The organism is Brevundimonas sp. UBA5713 (assembly GCF_002419815.1).
Lineage (GTDB): Bacteria > Pseudomonadota > Alphaproteobacteria > Caulobacterales > Caulobacteraceae > Brevundimonas.
This window is the reverse complement of the sequence record NZ_DIGV01000053.1, coordinates 1-19,797: the sequence shown is the minus strand read 5'-3', so window position 1 is coordinate 19,797 and position 19,797 is coordinate 1. Positions and strand designations below refer to the sequence as shown.

Annotated in this window: 21 protein-coding genes, 1 tRNA gene and 1 other RNA gene; 13 read left to right on the top strand and 10 right to left on the bottom strand. The window is 63.7% G+C overall.

Going from position 1 to position 19,797, the window contains the following annotated elements:
• Positions 1 to 97 precede the first annotated feature (97 nt).
• The 4 genes from thrS to B3B04_RS12990 form a co-directional block, all read right to left on the bottom strand.
• Positions 98 to 2,047 carry a threonine--tRNA ligase gene (gene thrS / locus B3B04_RS13005; protein WP_292043493.1) on the bottom strand — a complete coding sequence of 650 codons (1,950 nt, stop codon included), beginning with the start codon at positions 2,045 to 2,047 and terminating at the stop codon, positions 98 to 100.
• Positions 2,044 to 2,298 (bottom strand): membrane protein insertion efficiency factor YidD, encoded by a 255-nt coding sequence (yidD, locus tag B3B04_RS13000; protein WP_292043492.1) that lies wholly within the window; start codon positions 2,296 to 2,298, stop codon positions 2,044 to 2,046. Before yidD ends, thrS begins: the two co-directional genes overlap by 4 nt.
• Positions 2,299 to 2,378: 80 nt before the next feature.
• Positions 2,379 to 2,846 (bottom strand): iron-sulfur cluster assembly scaffold protein, encoded by a 468-nt coding sequence (locus B3B04_RS12995; protein WP_292043490.1) that lies wholly within the window; start codon positions 2,844 to 2,846, stop codon positions 2,379 to 2,381.
• Between the two features lie 39 nt (positions 2,847 to 2,885).
• Complete coding sequence (locus B3B04_RS12990; RefSeq protein WP_292043489.1) at positions 2,886 to 3,722, bottom strand: tetratricopeptide repeat protein; 837 nt, start codon at positions 3,720 to 3,722, stop codon at positions 2,886 to 2,888.
• 88 nt (positions 3,723 to 3,810) lie between these two features.
• Here B3B04_RS12990 and B3B04_RS12985 point away from each other — a divergent pair, with 88 nt between their 5' ends.
• Positions 3,811 to 5,193: a leucyl aminopeptidase family protein gene (locus B3B04_RS12985; protein ID WP_292043488.1), complete on the top strand. Its 1,383-nt coding sequence runs from the start codon at positions 3,811 to 3,813 to the stop codon at positions 5,191 to 5,193.
• A 106-nt stretch (positions 5,194 to 5,299) separates the two neighbouring features.
• Entirely contained in the window at positions 5,300 to 6,076 is a 777-nt protein-coding gene (locus tag B3B04_RS12980; RefSeq protein ID WP_292043486.1) for a C40 family peptidase, read from the top strand.
• A gap of 79 nt (positions 6,077 to 6,155) precedes the next feature.
• Here the strand turns inward: B3B04_RS12980 and B3B04_RS12975 are convergent, their stop codons facing one another.
• On the bottom strand, positions 6,156 to 6,842 hold the full coding sequence (locus B3B04_RS12975) for a c-type cytochrome (RefSeq protein ID WP_292043484.1): 687 nt from the start codon (positions 6,840 to 6,842) through the stop codon (positions 6,156 to 6,158).
• A gap of 150 nt (positions 6,843 to 6,992) precedes the next feature.
• Here B3B04_RS12975 and B3B04_RS12970 point away from each other — a divergent pair, with 150 nt between their 5' ends.
• Positions 6,993 to 7,721, top strand: a complete 729-nt coding sequence (locus B3B04_RS12970; RefSeq protein WP_292043483.1) for a 3-deoxy-manno-octulosonate cytidylyltransferase — start codon at positions 6,993 to 6,995, stop codon at positions 7,719 to 7,721.
• Positions 7,722 to 7,724: 3 nt separating this feature from the next.
• Here the strand turns inward: B3B04_RS12970 and nudC are convergent, their stop codons facing one another.
• On the bottom strand, positions 7,725 to 8,651 hold the full coding sequence (gene nudC / locus B3B04_RS12965) for an NAD(+) diphosphatase (RefSeq protein WP_292043481.1): 927 nt from the start codon (positions 8,649 to 8,651) through the stop codon (positions 7,725 to 7,727).
• 84 nt (positions 8,652 to 8,735) lie between these two features.
• On the opposite strand from nudC, the gene ffs reads away from it, so the two are divergent.
• The 3 genes from ffs (at position 8,736) to B3B04_RS12950 (ending at position 11,322) form a co-directional block, all read left to right on the top strand.
• An RNA gene (gene ffs, locus B3B04_RS12960) (signal recognition particle sRNA small type) lies at positions 8,736 to 8,829 on the top strand.
• Between the two features lie 135 nt (positions 8,830 to 8,964).
• Positions 8,965 to 9,378, top strand: coding sequence for a DUF3597 domain-containing protein (locus tag B3B04_RS12955; RefSeq protein ID WP_292043480.1), 414 nt, complete (start codon positions 8,965 to 8,967; stop codon positions 9,376 to 9,378).
• Positions 9,379 to 9,444: 66 nt separating this feature from the next.
• Positions 9,445 to 11,322 (top strand): DNA polymerase III subunit gamma/tau, encoded by a 1,878-nt coding sequence (locus B3B04_RS12950; RefSeq protein ID WP_292043478.1) that lies wholly within the window; start codon positions 9,445 to 9,447, stop codon positions 11,320 to 11,322.
• 58 nt (positions 11,323 to 11,380) lie between these two features.
• Here B3B04_RS12950 and B3B04_RS12945 read toward each other — a convergent pair whose 3' ends face one another.
• On the bottom strand, positions 11,381 to 12,007 hold the full coding sequence (locus tag B3B04_RS12945; protein ID WP_409516048.1) for a malonic semialdehyde reductase: 627 nt from the start codon (positions 12,005 to 12,007) through the stop codon (positions 11,381 to 11,383).
• A gap of 134 nt (positions 12,008 to 12,141) precedes the next feature.
• On the opposite strand from B3B04_RS12945, the gene B3B04_RS12940 reads away from it, so the two are divergent.
• The 7 genes from B3B04_RS12940 (at position 12,142) to B3B04_RS12910 (ending at position 16,490) form a co-directional block, all read left to right on the top strand.
• Positions 12,142 to 12,471: a YbaB/EbfC family nucleoid-associated protein gene (locus B3B04_RS12940; protein ID WP_292043476.1), complete on the top strand. Its 330-nt coding sequence runs from the start codon at positions 12,142 to 12,144 to the stop codon at positions 12,469 to 12,471.
• The gene (recR, locus tag B3B04_RS12935) at positions 12,471 to 13,073 is read left to right on the top strand and encodes a recombination mediator RecR (protein WP_292043473.1); all 603 of its coding nucleotides are present in this window, start codon (positions 12,471 to 12,473) and stop codon (positions 13,071 to 13,073) included. The genes B3B04_RS12940 and recR overlap by 1 nt, the downstream gene beginning before the upstream one ends.
• Before the next feature lie 72 nt (positions 13,074 to 13,145).
• Positions 13,146 to 14,561, top strand: a complete 1,416-nt coding sequence (gene rmuC, locus B3B04_RS12930) for a DNA recombination protein RmuC (RefSeq protein WP_292043472.1) — start codon at positions 13,146 to 13,148, stop codon at positions 14,559 to 14,561.
• A 95-nt stretch (positions 14,562 to 14,656) separates the two neighbouring features.
• Entirely contained in the window at positions 14,657 to 15,130 is a 474-nt protein-coding gene (locus B3B04_RS12925; RefSeq protein WP_292043471.1) for a hypothetical protein, read from the top strand.
• A 12-nt stretch (positions 15,131 to 15,142) separates the two neighbouring features.
• Complete coding sequence (locus B3B04_RS12920; protein ID WP_292043470.1) at positions 15,143 to 15,340, top strand: helix-turn-helix transcriptional regulator; 198 nt, start codon at positions 15,143 to 15,145, stop codon at positions 15,338 to 15,340.
• Positions 15,341 to 15,375: 35 nt separating this feature from the next.
• Positions 15,376 to 16,323, top strand: a complete 948-nt coding sequence (locus B3B04_RS12915; RefSeq protein ID WP_292043469.1) for a TraB/GumN family protein — start codon at positions 15,376 to 15,378, stop codon at positions 16,321 to 16,323.
• Positions 16,324 to 16,415: 92 nt separating this feature from the next.
• A tRNA-Gly gene (locus B3B04_RS12910) sits at positions 16,416 to 16,490 on the top strand.
• Between the two features lie 10 nt (positions 16,491 to 16,500).
• On the opposite strand, the gene B3B04_RS12905 is transcribed toward B3B04_RS12910, so the two are convergent.
• The 3 genes from B3B04_RS12905 to B3B04_RS12895 all read right to left on the bottom strand — a co-directional run.
• Positions 16,501 to 17,625, bottom strand: a complete 1,125-nt coding sequence (locus B3B04_RS12905; protein ID WP_292043468.1) for an osmoprotectant NAGGN system M42 family peptidase — start codon at positions 17,623 to 17,625, stop codon at positions 16,501 to 16,503.
• Between the two features lie 11 nt (positions 17,626 to 17,636).
• Positions 17,637 to 19,406, bottom strand: coding sequence for an N-acetylglutaminylglutamine synthetase (gene ngg, locus B3B04_RS12900; protein ID WP_292043467.1), 1,770 nt, complete (start codon positions 19,404 to 19,406; stop codon positions 17,637 to 17,639).
• Positions 19,396 to 19,797 (bottom strand): asparagine synthase-related protein (locus B3B04_RS12895; protein ID WP_292043466.1); only part of this gene is annotated, 402 nt, incomplete at its 5' end. The genes ngg and B3B04_RS12895, both read right to left, overlap by 11 nt.

Here is a 19,797-nt window from a genome sequence, read left to right as displayed (position 1 = left end):
CGCCGTTGGCGGCGAAGTGCTCGGTCGATGTAGGGGCTAACAAAAAGCCGCCGGGGTTTCCCTCGGCGGCTTTTCTGTAGTTGGGCTTTAGCGGGCCTTAGACGTTGTGTTCGACACCGTCGCGGGCGCGTTTCAGGTCCGGTGCCAAAGCCTCGTCGGTCAGCATGGCGATGGCTTCTTCGATCGTGACGATCGTTTGGGCCTGCGAGCCGAGACGGCGGATGGCGACCTTGCCTTCTTCGGCTTCCTTGCGGCCGACGACGGCAATAACCGGCACCTTGTTCACCGAGTGCTCGCGGATCTTGTAGTTGATCTTCTCGTTGCGCAGGTCGATCTCGGTACGCAGGCCAGCAGCCTTGAACTTGGCGAGAACTTCCTCGGCATAGCCGTCGGCGTCAGAGGTGATGGTGGTCACCACGGCCTGCGTCGGGGCCAGCCACAGCGGGAAGGCACCGGCGTAGTTCTCGATCATGATGCCGATGAAGCGCTCGAACGAGCCGAGGATCGCACGGTGCAGCATGACCGGACGGTGCTTTTGGCCGTCTTCGGCGATGTAGGTCGCATCCAGACGCTCCGGCAGGACATAGTCCAGCTGGATGGTGCCGCAGGTCCATTCACGGCCGATGGCGTCCTTGACGATGAAGTCCAGCTTCGGCGCATAGAAGGCACCGTCGCCTTCGGTCACGACCGGCTCGGTGCCAGCGGCGCGGGCGGCTTCGGCCATCTGGGCCTCAGCCTTGTCCCAAAACTCGTCGGTGCCTGCGCGCAGTTCCGGACGGGTGCCGAGCGAGATGTACTTCGTTTCCATGCCGAGGTCGGCGTGGACCGAGCGGGCCAGCTTGATGAAGTTGGCCGTCTCTTCGACGATCTGGTCTTCACGGCAGAAGATGTGGGCGTCGTCCTGCGTGAAGCCGCGCACGCGCATCAGGCCGTGCAGCGAACCCGACGGCTCATAGCGGTGGCAGGCGCCGAACTCGGCCATACGCAGCGGCAGTTCGCGGTACGAACGCTGGCCCTGATCGAAGATCTGCACGTGGCCCGGGCAGTTCATCGGCTTCAGCGATAGGGTTTCGCCCTCGACCGTCTCGCAGACGAACATGTTGGCGCGGTATTTGTCCCAGTGGCCCGAGGCTTCCCAGAATTTGCGATCCAGAACCTGCGGGGTCTTGACCTCGACATAGCCTGCGGCGTCCAGACGGCGGCGCATATAGGCTTCCAGCACGCGCCACAGCACCCAGCCCTTCGGGTGCCAGAAGACCATGCCGCGGCCCTCTTCCTGCATGTGGAAGAGTTCCATCGACTTGCCCAACTTGCGGTGGTCGCGCTTCTCGGCTTCCTCGATGCGCTGCAGATAGGCGTCGAGGTCTTCCTTGGTCGCCCATGCGGTGCCGTAGATGCGCTGCAGCTGGGCCTTGTTGCTATCACCGCGCCAATAGGCACCGGCCAGCTTGGTCAGCTTGAACGCCTTGCCGACGAACTTCACGGTCGGGAAGTGCGGCCCACGGCACAGGTCCAGCCATTCACCCTGACGGTAGATGGTGATGGTCTCGGTTTCCGGCAGGTCGCGGATCAGCTCGGCCTTATAGGCTTCGCCAATGCTCTCGAAATATTTGATGGCTTCGTCGCGGTCCCAGACCTCGCGTTCCAGCTTGGCACCGCGATCGATGATCTCGGCCATCTTCTTCTCGATCTTCGGGAAGTCGTCGGTCGAGAAGGGCTCGTCGCGGGCGAAGTCGTAATAGAAGCCGTCCTCGATGGCCGGACCGATGGTGACCTGGGTGCCCGGGAACAACTCTTGAACCGCTTGGGCCAGCACGTGGGCACAGTCGTGGCGGATGGTGAACAGGGCCTCGGGATCGTCGCGCATCAACAGGCGGAAGTCGCCGTCGCCCTCGATCACGCGGTGCAGGTCGCGCTGCTCGCCGTTCCACACGACAAGAGCGGCCTTTTTGGCCAGAGACGGAGAAATGGCAGCAGCGACGTCAAAGCCCGTCGAGCCAGCGGGATATTGGCGGACGGCGCCGTCGGGAAAGGTCAGGTTGATCATCTGTCAGACTTTTTTGGCAGGTCGGGCTTCTTGGGCGGAACAGGGTCGTAGCCCGACCCTCCGAAGGGATGGCATTTACAGAGACGGCGGACAGTCAGCCAGCCCCCACGGATCGGTCCATGCTCAATCATGGCGTCGCGTCCATAGTCCGAACAGGTCGGCAGGAAGCGGCATTGCTGGCCGATCAGGGGAGACAGCGTGACCTTATAGCCCCTGTGGGCCATTCGCACGCCGCGTTCATAGAGAGACATGTGTCCCTTCGCCGGGGGCTGATGAGGATGGGTTGCGGCCTTATCCCCTTTACGGGCAGGGGTTTCAACCGCGCATGTCCTCACGCCGCACCGGCGATGTTAGTTCGTGTGTCTGTGTGGTGTTTCAGCGCCGCGCGCACGGCTTCCAGCAAGGCTTCGATGGCCACCATCGACGACGCATGGCGGGCCGGATAGTCGGCCACCTGTTTGAGGATGCGCAGGCCTTCAAAACGACCTTCCGGGCCATCGCCGCCGGATTTCAGCATGGCGAACATGGCATCGCGCGCCTCGGCGATTTCGGCCTCTGATGCGCCAATGGCATTTTCGCCGACCACGCCCGCACCGGCCTGACCCAGCGCGCAGGCTTTGACCTCCTGGGCGAACTGGGTCACGCGGCCCTCATCGTCCAGCACCACATCGACCAGAGCGCGCGAGCCGCACAGTTTGGCGACGCGCTCGCCCGAGCCTTGCGGCGCAGGCAGTCGCCCTGCGTGCGGCAGGTTGGCCGCCAGCGATAGGATACGTGCGCTGTAAAGGTCGTCGATCACGAGGCGATAGATAGGCCTTTCGCGCCGGAAAATGAAGGCTCAGCGCGGATCGTTCTGAACGGAATTCCAGGTGCGGGCCGTCGACGCGGGCGCTGCGCTGTCAGACGGCGTGACAGAGGCGGCCCCCGGTGCCGTGCGGGCGGCCAGCCATTGCAGGTTCTGGTCGGCCTGTTCAGGCGGCAACTGGCGGCGCAAAATGGCCTCCGCCTCGGTCATCCGGCCTTGCAGACCCAGAGCCAGCGCAAGGTTCTGATGCACTTTCAGCGAGGCCGTAGGCTGGGCCGCGGCACGGCGCAGCAGGCTTTCGGCCTGTGCCAGATCACCCGCACCCAGATAGGCCATGGCCGAGTTGGTCAGCACATCGGGATTGTCGGGCGAAAGGGTCAGAGCCTGTGTCCATGCGGCCTGTGCATCGGCAGGTCGGCGCACCTGCTGATAGGCCACGCCCAGCAGCGACAGCGGACGCCAGTCGCGCGGGCGGGCATCGCGGGCGCGCTCCAGCGCGGCAATGCCATAGAAGGCCTGACCACGGGCAATATGGGCGCGGCCCAACTCCAGCATGGCCTCATAGTTGTCTGGCTGGGCGGTCAACACATTGTCGGCGGCAGAGGCGGCCTGATCGTACTGTCCCAGTTCGCGCAGGGCCTGCGCCATCTTCACCCCTGCCTCGGGGTCCAGCGGGTTGAGATTGTGTTCGTTCGACCAAAAGATGGAGCGCGCCAGCGGATCGGCCCGCTCATAGGCGGCGCGGGTGGCGGCATCGGCTGGCACGGGTGCAGCCACGGCGGGCGCGGCCTCTGGCGACTGCGCCAAAGCGACAGCGGGGGCCAATAGGGCCAAACTCAAGGTTGCGGCGGCGAGAGCAAAGCGCGACATGGAGACAAGACCCGGAACGACGAAGCTTCACGTTTGCGCCGTTGGGCCTAAAGTCTGGTTAATGCCCATTAAGGGCGAAAGGTGAGACATGCCCGCCACCCTATCCGAACGCCTTTTGACGTCATCTTCCAACGCCCGTCCTGTGCGACTGGTTCAGACCGGTCAAACACTCGAGGGGCGCGTGGCCGAATGGGCCGCGGCCAACGCTTTCAAGGGCAAGGCGGGACAGCTGTTGTTGGTCCCCGATGAAGCCGGTCGCGTAACCGAAGCCCTGTTCGGCGTCGGTGAGGCCTTTGATCCGCTGTCGGTGCGTGGTCTGGCCCCGCGCCTGCCGTCGGGCGACTGGGTGCTGGAAGACGTTAGCGGGCCCGAGGGCGAACTGGCCGCCGTAGCCTTCCTTTTGGGCACCTATCGCTTTGATCGCTATAAGGCGCGCCCCGATGCGACCGAGGCGCGGCTGGTGGCTCCCGAAGGCATCGATGCCGACGCTGTGAAGCGTATTGCTGCTGCCTGTGCCCTGACCCGCGAAATGGTCGATACGCCCGCGCAGGACATGGGCCCGCTGCAATTGGAAACGATCGCCCGCGAGATTGCCGAGGAGAATGGCGCGACCCTGACGGTCACGCTCGGCGATCAACTGCTGGAGCAGAACTATCCGGCCGTGCACGCCGTGGGCCGCGCGGCCACGCCGCACCGTGCGCCGCGCGTGTTGGAAATCGGCTGGAACCTTGATCAGACCGATCTGCCGCTGGTGGCGCTGGTGGGTAAGGGCGTGGTGTTCGACACCGGCGGTCTGGACCTTAAGGGCGCAGCGGGCATGCGCAATATGAAGAAAGATATGGGCGGCTCGGCCCATGCCCTGTCGCTGGGCCGTCTGGTCATGCAGGCGGGCTTGAAGGTGCGTCTGGTGGTGCTGGTGGCGGCGGTCGAAAATGCCGTCTCTGGCGATGCCTTCCGCCCCGGCGATATCCTTAGCAGCCGTAAGGGTCTGACCATCGAGATCGGTAATACTGATGCCGAGGGACGTCTGATTTTGGCCGATGTGCTGGCCCGCGCGGGCGAGCATGAGCCGGTGCTGACGGTGGACTTTGCTACCCTCACAGGGGCGGCGCGCATCGCCTTGGGGCCGGAACTGCCGCCGCTCTATACCGAGGATGACGAACTGGCGCAGGGCGTGCTGGGTTCGGCCAAGGCGGTCGGTGATCCGCTGTGGCGCATGCCCTTGTGGGCCGGATACAAGCCCTCGCTTGAAAGCGAGATTGCCGATGTGCGCAATGACTCGGCAGCGTGGGCGCAGGCCGGATCGGTCACGGCGGCCCTGTTCCTGCAAAAGTTCGCACCGCAGACAGGCGCATGGGCGCACATGGACGTGTTTGCGTGGAATCCGCGCAATCGCCCCGGCTATCCCGAGGGCGGTGAGGCCCAGACCCTGCGCGCCTGGTTCCACTATCTGAGCCAACGTTTCGGCTGAATAAAATGCGGCGATTCTGAAAATGGATCGCCGCGTTAACATCCCCTTGGGGAACGGCCCGTAAAACTGCCGTTTCGATTTTCAATGTCGGCCCGCGAGTGCGCGTTTGACCCAAGGTTCTGATCTTATTCCGCCCGGAGAGTTGCTGGTGCAGGCTGACATCGCCGAACAGGCGCTCGAGGGTCTGGTGCCGGTATCTCAATACCGCGGGCTGGAAGCTGCGCACGCTGTGGTGCCCTCGGCGGACGTCTCGTCCGAGGATGGTGCCTGCGCGGGCCAGATCCTGTTTGGCGAAGCCTTCGACATCCTGTTCCGCCGTGGTGGCCGTGCCTATGGCCGCGTGCGTCGTGACGGCGTGATCGGCTGGGTGGCCGAAGAGGCGCTGAAGTCGGGCGCACTGCGTCCGGCCTATCGTGTGGCCTCGCTGGATGCCGAACTGCCGTTCAATGCTCTGGTTCAGGGCGACGAGGGCGTCGAGGCCGACCAACTGGCCCCGATCGGATCATTTGAAGCCAACCCTGCCGATGTGGCTGAACGCTTTGTCGGCCTGCCGGTCGTCGAAGGGCAGCGCAGTTCACACGCCGTGGATGCCGTGGGCCTGATCCAGCAGGCACTGTTTGCCTGTGGTCTGGCGGCACCGCGACATGTTGCGGAACTGGCCAAGCTGGGCCGTACTGTCTCTGTCAAACAGGCCCGCCGTGGCGATCTGGTGATCTGGCAGGGCGAACAGTCGTCCCATGTCGCCATTATGGTGGATGCCAGCCACCTGGTGCACGCCAGCGACCAGACCCGCTCGGTCCAGCGTGAACAGCTGGCCGATGTGGCGGCTGGTCTTTCCACGCAAGGCTTGGGCGCGCCGACGGTGCGCCGCGTCCTGATCTAACGACTTTCGGCTTCGAGTATGAAAAAGGGCGGCTATCCGTTGGGATAGCCGCCCTTCTCATATTCGTTTCCGGGTCGCCTTAGGCGGCCGGAGCCTCAGCCGGATTGGTGGTTTCCGTGGTCGCGGTGTCGGCAACGCCGGCCTCGACCTCGGTGCCGTCCACAGCCGCTTCGGTTGCCACTTCGCCTTCAGCAGGCTCGGCACCCGGCTGACGGGCGGGGTCCGGTGCCGGAATGGCGAAACCGGCCGAGCCGTTGCTGCGCAGCCACGCGATCAGGTTGATGCGGGTCTGTTCGTCACGGATACCGGCGAAGGACATCTTGGTGCCCGGGACATAGCGACCCGGAGCCGTCAGGAATTTGTCCATTTCGTCATAGCCCCAGGTCGGAGCCTCGGCCTTGTGCTTGGCCATGGCGTCCGAATAGGCAAAGCCAGCGGCGTGCATCACCGGGCCACCCATGACGGCGTAAAGGTTCGGACCAATGCCGTTGGCACCGCCCGAGTTCGCCGTGTGGCAGGCCTGGCAGCGGGCAAAGGCTGCTTCACCGGCAGCCAGATCCGCCGTCGGCAGGACCGTACCCCAATCAATCGGCAGGACTGCTTCGGCACCGCCAGCAGCCTCTTCCGGCACGTCCACGAAATAGCCCATCTTTTCCGGCGCCTTGGTGTTGTACACCGCGCTCGAAACCTGTTGGACTACCAGGATCGCAAAGGCGGTGCCCAAGCACGCGCCCATAATCTTGTTCCACTTCAGATCGCCGCTCATGCGCGTCGTCGCATCCCGTATCTAGATGAGCCCCCCGCCCGCGTTGCGGCGTCAGGCGTACTTTTCTTGCGTTGGCGTCTCTTACACGGTAGCGCGACCTTATCAACCTGTCCGACGCATCGTCGGCCCAATCTGGACTGTAATTCGGCCATGAATCCGTTGATTTTGATCCCAGCACGCCTCGCGGCGACGCGTTTGCCCAACAAACCGCTGGCCGACATCATGGGCAAGCCGATGATTGTACGGGCCTATGAACAGGCCAAAATGTCCGGTTATCGCGTTGCGGTTGCGGCGGGCGATCCTGAAATCGTCGAAGTGGTCACCGCTGCGGGAGGCGAGGCAGTGCTGACCGATCCGGCCCTGCCCAGCGGTTCTGACCGAATCCGTGTGGCAGCTGACCTGCTCGATCCGTCGGGCGAGCACGATACCCTGATCAATGTGCAGGGCGACATGCCGTTTGCCTCGCCAAAGCTGGCCCAGCTTTGCGTCGAGCTGATGCAAGAACAGCCGTCATGCGATATTGCCACGCTGGTGGGTTTGGCCACGCCCGAAGAATACGCCAACCCCGATGTGGTGAAGGCGGTGCTGGCGCTGGATGCGTCGGGCCAGAAGGGCCGCGCCTTGTATTTCACCCGCTCGCATCTGTATGGCGAAGGCCCGACGTGGCACCACGTGGGCATCTATGGCTATCGCCGCGAGGCGCTGAACCGTTTCTGCGCCGCAGAGCCGTCGCCGCTGGAAAAGCGCGAAAAGCTGGAACAGCTGCGCGCGCTGGAAATGGGTATGCAGATCTGGGCCGCTGCCATCGACGCCGCGCCCATCTCTGTCGACAATGCCGAAGACCTAGAGGCCGCTCGCGCCTATGCGGCCAGTCTCTGACGCTTAGGCTTCGCCCGCATAGGCCCATGCCGTGATCAGCCGGTTGGCGATGGCATAGGGCGGCGGGGCGAAGATATCCGGATGGGTACCTTCCAGCACGGCCCGTGCCTCGGCGCGGGTCAGCCAGATAACCGCTTCCAGTTCGGTCTGGTCGGGGCGGGCGTTGTCATCGGCCACCTCCGCGATCAGACCGATCATCAGCTGGGCCGGAAAGGGCCACGGCTGGCTGGAATGATAGGAGACGCCTGTGACGGTCAGGCCTGCTTCTTCTTTCACCTCGCGGGCGCAGGCCTCCTCGACTGATTCGCCGGGCTCCATGAAACCGGCCAACGCAGAGTGGCGACAGGCGGGCCATTGCGGCTGACGCCCCAGCAAGCAGCGCGGTTCATCGCCGCCATTATAGACCGGCAGCATGATGGTGACCGGATCGACGCGCGGGAAGTGTTCGGTGCCGCAGGCCTTGCACACACGGCGCCAGCCGCCCGACGCCTGCTCGGTCGCCTTGCCGCAAGCCGAGCAGAAGCCGTGGCGACGCCGCCAGTCAAAAAGGCCCTTGGCCTCGCCCGACATGGCAGCCTCGGTCGCCGGCAGGGCCACGGCGGCCTCGCGCATCTCGATAAAGCGGCCCAGACCCGCCACCGGCCCGTGGGTTGGATCAATCGAGCCTTCAAACTCCACCGCATAGACCGGCGCGTCTTTCCATAGGCCGAGGAACAGATCGCGGTCGCGCACCAGATCCAGCGCGTGGGCGAGCGACAGCCAGACCAGCCGCTCGCCATCCTGATGCGGCTCGACCAGAGGGCGGCCCTCCCACATCACCATGGCCATGGCGTCAGCGTGTTCGCGCTGTGCGGCCATCCAGGCCTGATCGTTGCGCAGGTCGCCTGCGCGGTCGAGCGGATTGCCGGAAAAGGCGTTCTGAGAAACCATGGATCACATATAGGCCTTGCCCGCTCAGGAGGGGAGAGGGCTTAAAGGGGCTTGATTTGCGGGCCATTGCCCGCCATATCCCCTCTCGGAGATCGCGGGCGAAGGCTTCGCCAATCTGGTCAGGGCCGGAAGGCAGCAGCCACAACGAATTCCCCTTCGGGTCGCGGTCTCCACCCTTTGAAATCTCAAAGCCTTACGCCAGCGTCCGTTTCACGGGCGCTTTTTTCATGCCTTACAGGTGCCGACGAACGGAACCCTCGTCCTGTCGGTTCGCTATCCCTGTTCCCTTGAGGAACTGCAAAAGGACAGCGTCATGAGCGTTCTCGGTAAGATTTTCGGTGGCATCTTCAAAAAGAAGGAACAGGGCAATGAAGCCCCTGTGGTGACCGCCCCTACGGGCTCGACCGCCACGGTCGATACGGGCGCTCCGGCTCCCAGCACGCCGGTGGCCGGCACCCCCGCCCATCAGCAGGAATCTGTCGATGTGGCAGGCATTCTTGATTTCATGAACGAGCAGCGCAGCCAAAAGCTGAACTGGCGCACCTCCATCGTCGATCTGATGAAGCTGGTCGGCCTTGAAAGCTCTCTTGAAGAGCGCAAGCAACTGGCCGACGAGCTGGGCTATACGGGCGACAAGTCCGACAGCGCTTCGATGAATATCTGGCTGCACCAGCAGGTCATCCAGAAGATTCGCGACAACGGCGGCCAACTGCCGACCGACCTGTAAGATTCCTCACTCAGTCATGCGCGAAGGGGGTGCGAAAATCGCCGCCTTCGCGCTATGACTTGAGACATGAGCGACACCGATCACAATCTGGATGGCCCCCCGTGGGACGTGGATGCCCCCGAAGAGGAGCTGCAGGAGCGTGATCCCAATACCGAAGACATGTTCGGGGCCCCTGCTGCGCCCGAGCCTGCGCCAGAATCCAAGCCTGCGCCGACACCCGTAGCGGCTGCCCCTGTTGCCAGGGCCGAACCGGAAGCCCCCGCCGAGGACGGCGAGGCCTATACGGTGCTGGCGCGCAAATACCGCCCGCGCACCTTTGAGGACCTGATTGGCCAGGAGGCCATGGTCCGCACCCTGACCAACGCCTTTGCCACGGGCCGTATCGCCCACGCCTTCATGCTGACCGGCGTGCGCGGGGTGGGCAAGACCACGACCGCCCGTCTGTTGGCGCGCGCGCTTAACAATGAAACCGACACCATCGACCGTCCGTCGCTTGAACTGACCGCCCACGGTCGCCACGACAAGGCGATCATGTCCGGCCAGCATATGGACGTGATCGAAATGGACGCCGCCTCCAACACGGGCGTCGGCGATATCCGCGAACTGATCGAGAGCGTGCGCTATGCGCCCGTCGAGGCCCGCTATAAGGTCTATGTGCTCGACGAGGTGCACATGCTGTCGACGGCGGCGTTCAACGCCCTGCTGAAGACGCTGGAAGAGCCGCCGCCGCACGCCAAATTCATCTTCGCCACGACCGAAATCCGCAAGGTGCCGGTGACCATCCTGTCCCGCTGCCAGCGTTTCGACCTGCGCCGTGTGGAGCCGGACATTCTGTCGGGTCACCTTGGCCGTGTGGCCGAGCGCGAAGGTATGAAGATCGAGCAGGAGGCTATCGCCCTGATCGCCCGCGCGGCCGAAGGCTCGGTGCGTGACGGCCTGTCGCTGCTGGATCAGGCCTTGGTGCAGGGCCAGCGCGGCGAGATCGTGCAGGCCGAGACGGTGCGCGACATGCTGGGTCTGGCCGACCGCACCCAGACCATCGCCCTGTTTGAATCCATCATGGCGGGCCGCACCGCCGAGGCGCTGGAAAACTTCCGCACCCTTTACGGTTATGGCGCCGATCCGGTGCAGGTGACCAATGACCTGCTGGAACACTGCCACGCGGCGTCTGTCTCCAAGATGCTGGGCCCGAACGCCACGCGTCTGCCCAATGATCAGGCCCAGAAGCTGGCCGCACTGGGCGCGGCCATTTCGGCCGGTACCCTGTCGCGCACATGGTCCATGCTGCTGAAGGCGCTGGACGAGGTGCGCCGTGCGCCCAATCCGGCCGATGCCGTGGAAATGGCCATTGTGCGTCTGGCTTATGCCGCTGATCTGCCCGGCCCCGAAGAGGCGCTGAAGGCGATCCAGAGCGGCCAGACACCGGGCGGCGGCGCAGGTCCACGCGGCAGCGGCGGTGGTGGAGGCGGTGCCGGTGGTGCTACCTCGGCCATGCTGCAACCGCATCCGGTTCAGGCCCCGCAACTGCCCAATCCGCAGACCTTTGAACAGGTCGTGGCCCTGATTGGCGAAAAGCGCGAAATCACCCTGCAAATGGACGTCGAGCGCTTTGTGCGTCCGGTCAGCTTCAAGCCCGGTGCCATCACCTATGAGCCGGTCGAGGGATCGCCCCACGATCTGGCGCGCCGTTTGGCGTCGCGCCTGAAGGAATGGACGGGCCGCACGTGGCTGATCGCGGCCAATGGTCAGGGCGGCGGCGAAACCCTGATTGAAAAGGAAAAGAAGGCCCGCGCGGCCCAGCGTCAGGCCGTCGAGACCGACCCGTTCGTCGTCTCGATGTTGCAAGCCTTCCCGGGAGCCGAGATCAAGGAAATCCGTATCCTTGCGCCTACGGTGCAGACGCCGGTGATCCCTGACGATCAGGACGCGCAGGACGAAGACTGAACCACAAAAAAGGCCGCCCCGATCCGGAGCGGCCTTTTCGATTGGAGATACCGTCGGATCAAACGATCCGGACAGCCTCTTCAAAGCTGAGGCGCGGAGAGCGACCGAACAGGTTTTCATCCGTGCCGTAGCCGAGGTTGATGACCATATTCACCTCGACGTCGCCTTCGGGGAAGAACTCCTGCTTGAGACCGGCAAAATCGATGCCCGTCATCGGGCCGACATCCAGACCCAGCGCGCGGGCGGCCGAGATCAGATAGCCAGCCTGTAGCGAGGAGTTCTTGAGCGCAGCTTCGCGGCGGCTCTCGCGTTCCGGGAACCAGTCCTTGGCACCCGGGGCGTGCGGGAACAGCTTGTGCATGGTTTCGTGGAAGTTGACGTCATAGGCGATGATCACCGCGACGGGGGCCTGACGGGTCTTGGCCTGGTTGCCCTCGGCCATCAACGGGATCAGTCGCTCCTTACCCGCGTCCGAGGTCACGAACACGAAACGCGCCGGCGTGGTATTGGCCTGCGTCGGGCCGAACTTGGTCAGCTCATACAGCTGTCGAATGATGTCTTCCGAAACCGGACGGTCGCTCCACGCGTTGCGGGTGCGCGCTTCGGTGAACAGTTGGGCCAGAACCTGGTCGGTGACCGGTTGGCTACGATCATACGAATTATCATAGGCCACGGCGGCCTCCATCAGCTAATTAAAACAACTGCTGTTGCAAATAACGCGTTCGGCGCAGGGCGCAAGGGGTGGCGCAAAGATTTTTGCAAACCTCTGCATCGCTGTAGGGACTGGAGACGCGCCCCGGAACACCCTATCTAGAGGCTATGAAAGACCTTAACGCACTGATGCAACAGGCACAGGCCATGCAGCAAAAGCTGCAAGAGGCCCAAGCCAAGATGGCCGAATCCACCGCCGAGGGTACCTCGGGCGGCGGACTGGTGACCGTGACCCTCAAAGGCCCCGGCGAAGTGACCGGCGTGAAAATCGACGACAGCCTGATGGCACCGGGCGAAGGTGAAATCCTGTCCGATCTGATCGTTGCCGCCCACGCCGACGCCAAGCGCAAGCTGGACGAGATCAACAACGCCCTTATGCGCGACGCCGCAGGTCCGATGGCCGGAATGAATATTCCGGGCATGCCGAAGCTGTTCTGATGGCCGCGACCGCCGGGCCGGAAATCGAGCGCCTCATCTCCCTGCTGGCCAAGCTGCCGGGGATGGGGCCGCGCTCGGCCCGGCGCGCGGCGCTGGCCTTGCTGAAGCGGCGCGAGCAACTGCTGGTGCCGCTGGCCGAGGCCATGGCCGAGACGGCCGCCAAGGTCGTCAACTGCTCGGTCTGCTCTGCGCCCGATACGCGCGATCCCTGCGCCATCTGCGCCGACAGCGCGCGCGACAATGGACTGATCTGCGTGGTCGAAGAGGCGGGTGCCCTGTGGGCCATGGAGCGCTCGGGCGCGTTTCGCGGCAAATACCATGTGCTGGGCGGATTGCTGTCCGCGCTGGATGGCGTGGGGCCGGACCAGATTCGTGTTGGAGAGCTGATTGGCCGCGCCAAGGCGGGCGATGTCCGCGAGGTGGTGCTGGCTCTGCCCGCCACGGTCGATGGGCAAACGACCGCGCACTATTTGTCTGAAAAACTGGCTGCAGCCGGTGTCGAGGTGACATCGCTGGCACGCGGGGTTCCGGTGGGCGGCGAACTGGACTGGCTGGATGACGGCACCATTGCTCAGGCGCTGAGAGCGCGTCGTCCGGCCTGAGGAATGGCGTGATGCGTCCGCTTCTGACGCACAGTGGGGGCCATATGGCCGAACGGGTTTAGAGGTCGGTCTATGATGCTGGAAATTCTTTTGATTGTGGCGGCGGTGCTGGCGGCGGCGTCGGCTGTGCTGGCCTTCCTCGGCTTTTCGGCAGCCAAGCGCGCCGAGGCGGCGGCGTCGTCCGATGATCTGGCCGATATGGTCGAGGCGGCCCTGCGCCGCGAACTGGGCCAGTTGCGTCTGGAGTTCGACGCCAAGGCCGCCACCCAGCGTCAGGAGTTGTCGCAATCCCTGGCCGCCAGCGCGACCCAGCTGGGCCAGCAGCTCTCGGCCCTGACCACTAGCTTTGACACCCGTCTGACCGCCTTTGCTGAAATCCAGCAAAAGACCGGCACCGATCTGGCCGATGGCCAGCACAAGCGCCTGACCGAGACCAATCAAGGTCTGCAAAAACTGATCGAGACCCTTCAGGTCCAGCAGAAGGAAGGCCGTGAGGCCATGGCTGTGGAGCTGGAAAAGGTCCGCACCACGGTCGGCCAGAACCTCGAAACCCTGCGCAAGGACAATGAGGAAAAGCTGGAGAAGATGCGCGCCACAGTGGAGGAAAAGCTGCAAGGCACCCTCGAACAGCGCCTCGGCGAAAGCTTCAAACAGGTCTCGGATCGCTTGGAGGCCGTGCATAAGGGCCTTGGCGAAATGCAGAGCCTCGCCTCTGGTGTGGGCGACCTGAAACGCGTGCTGACCAATGTAAAAACGCGCGGCGGTTGGGGCGAAATGCAGCTGGGGGCCATCCTCGAAGAGATGCTGGCACCCGAGCAATATGTCTCCAACACCCAGATCGATCCGGCCTCGGGCCAGCGCGTCGAGTTTGCCGTGCGTATGCCGGGGCAGGGCGATGGCGAGCCCATCCTGCTGCCGATCGATGCCAAATTCCCGCATGAGGACTATGACCGCCTGCTGACCGCACAGGATCTGGGCGACATGGTGCAGATCGATGCGGCGGCCAAACAGCTGGAGCGCGCCGTGCGCCTTCAGGCGAAGACGATCTCGGACAGCTATATCAAGCCGCCGTATTCCACTGACTTTGCCATCATGTATCTGCCGACCGAGGGCCTGTATGCCGAGGTCGCGCGCCGCCCCGGCCTTATCCGCGAAATCCAGAGCCAGCACCGTGTGATGGTGGCAGGCCCGTCAAACCTCGCGGCCTTCCTCAACTCGCTCCAGATGGGCTTCCGCACCCTCGCCATCCAGAAACGCTCTAGCGAGGTCTGGCAGGTTCTGGGCGCGGCCAAGGCCGAGTTCCAGAAGTATGGCGACGTCTGGGACAAGCTGGGCAAGCAACTCGACACTGCCCGCAAGACGGTGGACGAGGCGGGCAAGCGCACGCGCGCCGTCGAGCGCCGTCTGCGCGGGGTCGAGGTGCTGGATGCGCCGGTCGCCGCCACCTTGCTCGATGCGCCCGATCTCGAGGACATGCCCGAGGTCTAGACGGTCTGCGCCAATCAAGCGTGACAATGACAAGTGTACTTGACAGGCTCCAGTGAGGCTCTGTAAAGTGTGCTTGTCATCACTTGAGAGGCCATATGTTCAGTCGTCTTTTCGCCAGTCCCAAAGGGCGCATCATCAGTGCGATCGTTTTCTTCGGCCTAGCCATGCTGGCAGGCGGAGTTGTGGGCTTTCTGGATGGCTACGCCAGCGCCAGCGGCCAGCCGACCTTCCTGGAAAGCGACAACGTCATCTGGATTGTGGGCCTCGGTGCAGTGGTGCTCGCCGTAGCCAGCTTCGCCTATGGCACATTCTGGATGAAATCGATCGACGAGGCGGCCCAGGAAGCCCACAAATGGTCCTGGTATTGGGGCGGCTCGGTGGGGCTCTCCCTCGGCATGGTGGCCTTCGTTCTGTCCCTGGCACCTGTGACCGCGCAATGGACGATCCCTACTTTAAATGGCCGGACCGATCCGGTGGCCTATGCCGCGACGGGCGCATTCGGCCTCATGCTGTTGCTGACCGCGGGTTACGGCATTGCCTGGGCATGGTGGTGGTTCAGCCGCCGATAGGAAGCCACAACCGTGAACAATCGTCTCAAAGTCCTGCGTGCTGAACGTGACTGGTCACAGGCCCATCTGGCCCAGTTGCTGAGCGTCTCACGCCAAACCATCAATGCGCTCGAGACGGGCAAATACGACCCGTCCCTGCCGCTCGCCTTCAAAATCGCGCGCCTGTTCGAACTGAAGATCGAAGACATCTTCATCGACGAAACCGCCTGATCTCTGCCCCCCACAGAAAACCCGAGGAAACGCCCATGTTGAAATCGACCCGTCGCCTGCTCGCCTCTGCCGCCTCAGTGGCGACGCTGTTTGTGGCTCCGGCCGCCTTCGCTGAACAGTCCGCTCCTGCCGCTCCTGCTGCCCCCGCCGTAGCGGCTGTACCGCAGGCTCAGGGCCAAGGCCCGGCCATGTGGGTTATCCGCGACGAAGACTCCACGATCTATCTGTTCGGTAGCTTCCACCTGCTGCGCCCCGATACGCCATGGGGGCAGGCCCATGTTGACACGGCCTTCGCCTCTGCCGACGAGATCTGGTTCGAACTGACCGACATCGACGACACGGCGCAGGCGGCCCGGTTGATGCAGACCCACGGCCTGTCGCCCGAGCGTCCTTTGTCGTCACTGCTGAACGCCGACGAACAGGCCTCTCTTGATCGTGCGGCCAAGGCTATCGGCGCTACCGCCCAGGCCTTGGACCCGCTTCGTCCGTGGTTAGCGTCGATGCAACTGGTACTGGCCCAGATGGTCATCGGCGGCTTTGACCCCAATGCGGGCGTGGAAAAAGTTCTGATGGCCCGCGCAGAGGCTCTCGGAAAGCCGATGAAGGGCTTCGAGATCATGGCCGAGCAGATCGAGATCATGGCGGGTATGTCCGAAGACGGTCAGGTCGCCATGCTGCGTGAAACGCTGAAGGAACTCGATAAGGGGCCTTTGGAAATGGAACAACTGCTGACCGCCTGGGCCACCGGCGATGTCGCCACCATCGAGGCCGAAATGGTCGACGAAATGAAGATCCAGTCGCCCGAGGCCTATGATCTGATGCTGACCCGTCGCAATGCCAACTGGACCAACCAGATCAAGCAGATCCTCTCCGGTTCCGGCACCAGCTTTATCGCTGTGGGTGCCGCCCACCTGATCGGGAAGGACAGCGTGCAATCCATGCTGGCCGCCGACGGCATCACCGCCGAGCGCGTCAGCCAGTAAGGCGCACTGGCTGCTCGTAAAATTAGAGGCCCGACGATGGCGTCGGGCCTTTTCTTTGTCTCGCCCCCTGCTATGTTCACCTCACCTTTCGGGCGGGTATAGTTCAGAGGTAGAACGTCAGCTTCCCAAGCTGAATGTCAGGGGTTCGATTCCCCTTACCCGCTCCAACGTCTCCCTTTAGTCATGACCTTCGTCCAGCGGTTGGTGGGTGAAGCCGCGCGTGCCGCTGATGGGTTTGGCGTCGCGGACGATTTCGACCTCGGCCTCGGCATAGGCCACCAGCAGATGGGTCAGGTCCTGCAGCGCGCTTTCGTGGATGCGTTCATAGCCGTGGCTGGCGTCGATGCCGAAGGTGACGAGTGCGGTGCGGATGTCGGCCCCCGCCTCCAAAGCGGACGCGGAGTCAGAGCGGTAATAACGGAACACGTCCTTCTGGTGCTTGATGTCATAGGTGCGGGCCAGTTGCACCAGTTTGCGTGACAGGTGCCAATCGAACGGACCGGTTTGATCGGCCATGGCGATGGTCACGCCGAACTCGGACGAGTTCTGGCCCGGGGCCGTGGTGCCATTATCGACGGTGACCATGGCGGCCACATCGGGCAGCAGAACAGAGGACGCGCCCAGCCCCACTTCCTCGGCGATGGTGAACAGGAACCACGTGTCCACGGTGGGGGTGCGATCTTCCCGCACCATGGTTTCGAGTGTCGCCAAAAGCGTGGCCACGCCGGCCTTGTCGTCCAGATGGCGCGAAACGATGAAACCGGTGTCTGTGACCTCCGGCTGAGGGTCGATAGCGATGATGTCGCCCACGTCGATGCCCAGAGCCAGCGTGTCTTCGCGGCTATGGGTCACGGCGTCGATACGCAGTTCGACCTGCTGCCAGTTAACCGGCTGGCTATCCACTTCCTCGTTGAAGGTATGGCCCGACGCCTTGAGCGGCAGGATAGTACCGCGCCATGCGCCGCTTTCGGCAAAGATGGTGGCGCGGGCACCCTCGGCAAAACGCGATGACCAATTGCCGATGGGCACCAGTTCGAGGCGTCCATTGGCCTTCACCTGTTTGGCCTGTGCGCCCAGCGTGTCGATGTGGGCGACGATGGCGCGCGCGGGCAGGGACTTCTTGCCTCTCAGTCGGGCCCGCACCGCGCCTCGACGGGTCAGTTCATAGTCCACGCCCAGCCGTTCCAGTTCGCGGCACAGCCACCAGACGGCCTCATCGGTATATCCGGTCGGGCTGGGGATGTTCAGCAGTTCGATCAGACGGTCTTTAAGGTAATCGAGGTCGATAACAGGGCGTAACAAGGCGGATCCTCTTAGGCGTCTGTGCGGGGAAGAAGGCGAGCCGAGGCCGGCATGGACAGCGGGAACAACAGGTCGATAAAGCTCTCGGCCGTCGGGCGCGGTTCGTGGTTGGCCAGACCGGGCCGCTCATTGGCCTCGATGAAGGCGTATTGGGGCTCCGTCGGCGACTTCACCATCAGGTCGATGCCCGTGACGGGAATGTCGATGGCGCGGGCGGCGGCGATGGCGGCCTGTATCAGGGCGGGGTGCACCTCGTCCGTGACATCGTGGATCGTGCCACCCAGATGCAGATTGGCCGCCTTTCGTACCACGATGATCTCACCCTCAGGGGCCACATCGTCGAGGTTGAAACCCGCCTCGGAGACGGTGCGCTCTGTCTCGGCATCAATGGGAATGGTGGACTCACCGCCGGTGGCCGCGGCGCGGCGACGGCTTTGGTATTCGATCAGGCTGCGCACGGTGGAACGACCATCGCCGATGACCTGCGGCGGGCGGCGCACGGCAGCGGCCACAACCTTGTAGTCGATGACGACCAGCCTCAGGTCTTCGCCCTCCACCTGTTCTTCGATCAGCACCTCGGCACAGATGGCGCGGGCGGTTTCAATGGCTGCGCGAATGGCATCCATCGAGCGCAGGCCAACAGCCACGCCCTTGCCCTGTTCGCCGCGCGCGGGTTTGACGACCAACTGGCCATAGGTTTGCAGAGCGGAGGCAATGGCGTCTTCGTCTTCGGCATCGATGCGGGCGGGCACGCGCACTCCGGCAGCCTCGACGATCCGGCGGGTCATGCGCTTGTCGTCACAGATGCTGAGCGCGACAGCAGACGTCAGCTCCGACAGGCTCTCGCGGCAGCGGATCGAGCGGCCGCCCCACGTCAGCCGGAACAGGCCGCCCTCGGCGTCTATGATGTCCGCATGAATGCCCCGACGGCGGGCCTCGTCGACGATAATACGGGCATAGGGATTGAGGTCGTGCGCATCGGTGGGGCCGACGAACAGGGCCTCGTTGATCGGGTTTTTGCGCTTCACGCCAAAGAAGGGCAGGCGTCGAAAGCCCAGCTTTTCATAAAGGGCGATGGCCTGCCGGTTATCGTGCATCACCGACAGGTCCATATAGCTCAGGCCCTGCGTGGCGAAATGCTCGGCCAGACGCCGCACCAGCGCCTCGCCAATGCCCGGCTGGGTCGCCTGCGGATCGACGGCCAGACACCACAGTGACGACCCGCATTCCGGATCATCAAAGGCGCGGTGGTGGTTCACCCCTGTCACCGTGCCGATCACCGCTCCGGTCACGGAATCCTCGGCCACGAAATAGGTCAGGGTACGATCGTCGCGGTGGTCCCACAGAAAGATGGGGTCCACCGGCACCATCTTGCGCTTGGCATAGATGTCATTGATGGCCTGGGTGTCGGCCTCATTGGTCAGGCGACGCACGACAAAGCCGCGCGGCTGGCGGCGTCCGGCCTTATAGGTGGACAGGTCCAGCCGATAGGTGTGCGACGGGTCCAGAAACAGTTCCTGCGGTGCCGAGGCCAGCAGCACATGTGGGTTGCGCACATAGAAGGCGATGTCGCGCCGGTCCGGTCCTTCGGCTCTCAACGCCTCGACCAGCGGCGTGCTGGTCCGAAACGTCTGTGCGAACAGTAACCGGCCCCAGCCACAGTCCACCACGGCATTGGGCACAGGGCCGTCGCCGGCCTGCACCGGCGGTTTCAGCCCCTCGTGGCGCAGCCTTTTCAGCCGGTGTGCCTTGGCGTGCTCTGCTCGGGTGTCAGAGGCCATGTTGCTGCATCCACATTTCCAGAACGGCCACCTGCCATAGCTCGGAGCCGCGCAAGGGGGTGATGTGGCCGGTCGGATCGTCGAACAGGCGGTCCAGATAGTCGGGATTGAAAAGACCGCGCTCGCGGGCGGCCTGATTGGTCAGGGTCTCGCGCACCATGTCGAGATACGGCCCCTGAATGTATTTCAGGGCCGGTACGGGGAAATAGCCCTTCTTGCGGTCGATCACCTCTGACGGGATGACCAGACGGGCCGCTTCCTTCAGCACACCCTTGCCGCCTTGGGCCAGCTTATGCTCGGGCGGGATGCGGCCTGCCAGCTCGACCAGATCGTGATCGAGGAAGGGCACGCGGGCCTCCAGACCCCACGCCATGGTCATGTTGTCGACGCG

Excerpts from the sequence above, each read along its gene's own strand:
- B3B04_RS12940 (WP_292043476.1), top strand. The coding sequence starts at position 12,142 with ATGAAAGACCTTAACGCACTGATGCAACAGGCACAGGCCATGCAGCAA.
- B3B04_RS12985 (WP_292043488.1), top strand. The coding sequence starts at position 3,811 with ATGCCCGCCACCCTATCCGAACGCCTTTTGACGTCATCTTCCAACGCC.
- B3B04_RS12945 (WP_409516048.1), bottom strand. The coding sequence starts at position 12,007 with ATGGAGGCCGCCGTGGCCTATGATAATTCGTATGATCGTAGCCAACCG.
- B3B04_RS12975 (WP_292043484.1), bottom strand. The coding sequence starts at position 6,842 with ATGAGCGGCGATCTGAAGTGGAACAAGATTATGGGCGCGTGCTTGGGC.
- B3B04_RS12925 (WP_292043471.1), top strand. The coding sequence starts at position 14,657 with ATGTTCAGTCGTCTTTTCGCCAGTCCCAAAGGGCGCATCATCAGTGCG.
- B3B04_RS12950 (WP_292043478.1), top strand. The coding sequence starts at position 9,445 with ATGAGCGACACCGATCACAATCTGGATGGCCCCCCGTGGGACGTGGAT.
- yidD (WP_292043492.1), bottom strand. The coding sequence starts at position 2,298 with ATGTCTCTCTATGAACGCGGCGTGCGAATGGCCCACAGGGGCTATAAG.
- thrS (WP_292043493.1), bottom strand. The coding sequence starts at position 2,047 with ATGATCAACCTGACCTTTCCCGACGGCGCCGTCCGCCAATATCCCGCT.
- B3B04_RS12955 (WP_292043480.1), top strand. The coding sequence starts at position 8,965 with ATGAGCGTTCTCGGTAAGATTTTCGGTGGCATCTTCAAAAAGAAGGAA.
- rmuC (WP_292043472.1), top strand. The coding sequence starts at position 13,146 with ATGATGCTGGAAATTCTTTTGATTGTGGCGGCGGTGCTGGCGGCGGCG.
- B3B04_RS12990 (WP_292043489.1), bottom strand. The coding sequence starts at position 3,722 with ATGTCGCGCTTTGCTCTCGCCGCCGCAACCTTGAGTTTGGCCCTATTG.
- ngg (WP_292043467.1), bottom strand. The coding sequence starts at position 19,406 with ATGGCCTCTGACACCCGAGCAGAGCACGCCAAGGCACACCGGCTGAAA.
- B3B04_RS12970 (WP_292043483.1), top strand. The coding sequence starts at position 6,993 with ATGAATCCGTTGATTTTGATCCCAGCACGCCTCGCGGCGACGCGTTTG.
- recR (WP_292043473.1), top strand. The coding sequence starts at position 12,471 with ATGGCCGCGACCGCCGGGCCGGAAATCGAGCGCCTCATCTCCCTGCTG.
- nudC (WP_292043481.1), bottom strand. The coding sequence starts at position 8,651 with ATGGTTTCTCAGAACGCCTTTTCCGGCAATCCGCTCGACCGCGCAGGC.
- B3B04_RS12915 (WP_292043469.1), top strand. The coding sequence starts at position 15,376 with ATGTTGAAATCGACCCGTCGCCTGCTCGCCTCTGCCGCCTCAGTGGCG.